The following is a 2,924-nucleotide window of genomic DNA, read 5'->3' on the forward strand; positions in this document are numbered from 1 at the left end:
ATCCCATGACGATGCCGGTGCGCTCATTGGTGATGTCGCTCTCGCCGAGGCCCGCATCCGCGATCGCCTGATCCATGGCGACATGGTTCCAGGCAGCCCCCTGGCTCAGGAAGCGCATCGCACGGCGGTCGATCATGGCCGATGGATCGAGCGTCGGCGCTCCCCAGACCTGGCAGCGGAAGCCGTGTTCGGCGAAGGAATCGGAGAAGCTGATGCCGGATCTGGCGTCATGCAGAGAGGTCTGCACCTCGTTGGCATTGTTGCCGATCGACGACACAATGCCGATGCCTGTGACTACGACACGTCTCATTCGCAACTCCTTCCAGGGGTGCTGGCCAGAGGGCTGGCCAGGGATGCCGGTCAGCCAACCGCCGACTGCTTGGACAGACCGACTTTCAAATCCGTTGCCGCGTATATGGGTTCGCCATCCGCCTTCAGCCAGCCATCGGCGATGCCGAGCACCAGCCGGCCCCGCATCACGCGCTTGAAGTCGATGCCATATTCGACCTTCTTCACCGAGGGCGTGACCATGCCCTTGAATTTCACTTCACCGGTCGACAGCGCCATCCCCTTGCCGGGTTCGCCCAGCCAGCCAAGATAGAAGCCCGTCAATTGCCACATGGCGTCGAGGCCGAGGCACCCCGGCATGATCGGATTGCCGATGAAATGGCAGGCAAAGAACCACAGGTCCGGCTTGATGTCGAACTCCGCGCGGATGAAACCCTTCTCGAAGGCGCCGCCCGTCTCGCTGATCTCGGTGATGCGGTCGAACATCAGCATCGGCGGATAGGGAAGCTGGGCGTTGCCCGGTCCGAACAGTTCGCCGCGGGCGCAGGCCAGCAATTCGTCGTACTCGTAGCTGGATTTACCCGCCATCAATCTCATCCCCATATCGTTCCGGGCTATCGGGTGCCCTTGTCGTTGGTTTCCTAACACAATCTGTTTCAGGCCGGAAACCGGCGTTTGCGCTTAGCCTGCTCGTCTGCCTGGGTCAATGCGCGCTATTGATCGCATTCGGACGACAGAATATATGTCCTGAGAGGTCCGGTTTCGGCAGACGTTCATTTTTTTGCCATTCTGGGCGTGTCTTGGGGCGGAACTGTGGGGTTCGACGAGAAGATGGACCTGGACGGCCGGAAGGAAAATGTCGCTGTGGACAAGCGGGTCCGTGAAGCTGGCCTGAGGCCGACGCGTCAGCGCATTGCGCTGGCCGATCTGCTTTTCGCCAAGGGCGACCGGCATCTGTCGGCCGAGGAACTGCACGAGGAGGCGGTTGCCGCCGGCGTGCCGGTGTCGCTGGCCACCGTCTACAATGCCCTTCACCAGTTTACCCAGGCGGGACTTTTGCGCATCCTCGCCGTGGAGGGCGCGAAAACCTATTTCGACACCAACACCTCCGACCACCACCATTTCTACATCGAAGGCGAAAACCGCATATTCGACATCGACAGTGGTCCGGTGACGGTCGCCAACCTGCCGGAGCCGCCGGAAGGGATGGAGATCGCCAATGTCGATATCGTGGTGAGGCTGCGCCCCAAACGCCGCGAATGACCGGCGAGGCCCCCTTACCGTGCCCGTGCTGTTGTTGCTCGGCGGGCACATGTGGGGCAATGCGGCCGCGATGGCGGTTGCGCTGATCTGGATCGCGCACATCGCCATCGACCGTGCGCTGGCCTATGGCCTGAAGCTGCCAACCGGCTTTCAGGACACCCATCTCGGCCGTATCGGGCGCTAGGCTGACCTGAATTTCAACACACCCAAACCGGGCCGTGAAGGATCGGGGTTAAGATTCTGGGTCAAGAATCAGTCCTTGACCCGTTCGCCGGGATAGGCGCCCCAGACGATCGACTGGGCAAGCCAGCCTGTGTGGCCATCGAATGTCATTTCGCACCACTGGCCGTCGCAGGATTTGATCGTGCCCATGACGCCCGGCTCGACCATCGCGACCACCCTTGCGTCCTTGTTGGGGCTGTTGAGAAGGTTGATCTGGGCACCCTTGCCGCGCTGCCACGGAGCAACGATTGCCGTGCGCCGGCCGGACAGCAGCGACTGGTTGATCCAGCCTTCCGAACCATCGGCATCGCGCACGCGGCGCCATGTGTCGAATTCCTGGATGATCTCCATCGGCAGGCCGGCCTTCATATACATCCAGTCGACCGAGTAGTTGGCCCCGGGACCGACGCGCGAGTTGACGCGGCCGGATTTCAGGCTGACGAAGCGCGGCAGCGGCAGGCCACTCGGACCAAGCGTGACGACGCCCTGGGCAGGTGCAGCGGCACTCTGCGCCACGGCAAGCGGAGAATAAAGCAGAGCGCCGAGAAATGCTGCGCTGAGGGTCAGGCGAAGCGACGCGAAACCAGACACTTTCATTCCTTTCGGCGCTTGCCCATCGGCCTCGGCGCCCCTTTTTCTTTGTCTTCGGCGGCACCGCTTGTTACAGGGAGTAATCGGCACCGCGACCGGCTTTCAGTTTCGCCGGTCTTGGTTAAAGAGGTCTCAACGAGATCGGGTTAGAAGCAATTCCAGCAAAAGTGTGATGCGGTTTTGCGTTCGGAATTGCGGCAAGTACTCGGGAGGGAAACAATGGCAGGCAAAAAGAAGCCTCTCGTCGTCATCACGCGAAAGCTGCCCGACCCGGTCGAGACCCGCATGCGCGAGTTGTTCGACGCAAGGCTGAATGTCGAGGACCGGCCGATGACGCAGCCGGAACTGGTCGCGGCAGTCAAGGAGGCCGACGTGCTGGTGCCGACGGTAACCGACCAGATCGACGCCGCACTGATCGCCCAGGCCGGCGACAACCTCAAGCTGATCGCCAACTTCGGCAATGGCGTCGACAAGATCGATGTCGCGGCCGCGGCCAAGAGGGGCATCACCGTCACCAACACGCCGAATGTCCTGACCGAGGACACCGCCGACATGACCAT

4 protein-coding genes and 2 pseudogenes are annotated in these 2,924 nt (G+C 61.7%); 3 read left to right on the forward strand and 3 right to left on the reverse strand.

Annotation, left to right across the window (positions count from 1 at the left end):
- Positions 1 to 310: beta-ketoacyl synthase N-terminal-like domain-containing protein (locus EN984_RS29000; protein ID WP_281057355.1), on the reverse strand; the 310-nt coding region annotated here is incomplete at its 3' end.
- 50 nt (positions 311 to 360) lie between these two features.
- A complete protein-coding gene (fabA, locus tag EN984_RS29005; RefSeq protein ID WP_013527885.1) occupies positions 361 to 876 on the reverse strand; it encodes a 3-hydroxyacyl-[acyl-carrier-protein] dehydratase FabA in 516 nt (171 codons plus the stop codon).
- A 243-nt stretch (positions 877 to 1,119) separates the two neighbouring features.
- Here fabA and irrA point away from each other — a divergent pair, with 243 nt between their 5' ends.
- Together irrA and EN984_RS29015 are read left to right on the forward strand one after the other, a co-directional pair.
- On the forward strand, positions 1,120 to 1,551 hold the full coding sequence (gene irrA, locus EN984_RS29010) for an iron response transcriptional regulator IrrA (protein WP_024503471.1): 432 nt from the start codon (positions 1,120 to 1,122) through the stop codon (positions 1,549 to 1,551).
- Between the two features lie 19 nt (positions 1,552 to 1,570).
- A pseudogene (locus tag EN984_RS29015) lies at positions 1,571 to 1,735 on the forward strand (DUF4260 family protein); the annotation flags it as partial.
- 68 nt (positions 1,736 to 1,803) lie between these two features.
- Here the strand turns inward: EN984_RS29015 and EN984_RS29020 are convergent.
- The gene (locus EN984_RS29020; RefSeq protein WP_127267923.1) at positions 1,804 to 2,364 is read right to left on the reverse strand and encodes an SH3 domain-containing protein; all 561 of its coding nucleotides are present in this window, start codon (positions 2,362 to 2,364) and stop codon (positions 1,804 to 1,806) included.
- A gap of 219 nt (positions 2,365 to 2,583) precedes the next feature.
- Here EN984_RS29020 and EN984_RS29025 point away from each other — a divergent pair.
- Positions 2,584 to 2,924, forward strand: a pseudogene (locus EN984_RS29025) (D-glycerate dehydrogenase); the annotation flags it as partial.

Origin of the sequence: Mesorhizobium sp. M7A.F.Ca.CA.004.12.1.1, assembly GCF_003997835.1 — a bacterium.
Classification (GTDB): domain Bacteria; phylum Pseudomonadota; class Alphaproteobacteria; order Rhizobiales; family Rhizobiaceae; genus Mesorhizobium.

Bases quoted from the DNA above. Each gene is read 5' to 3' on its own strand.
- fabA (WP_013527885.1), bottom strand. From the start codon at position 876: ATGGCGGGTAAATCCAGCTACGAGTACGACGAATTGCTGGCCTGCGCC.
- irrA (WP_024503471.1), top strand. From the start codon at position 1,120: ATGGACCTGGACGGCCGGAAGGAAAATGTCGCTGTGGACAAGCGGGTC.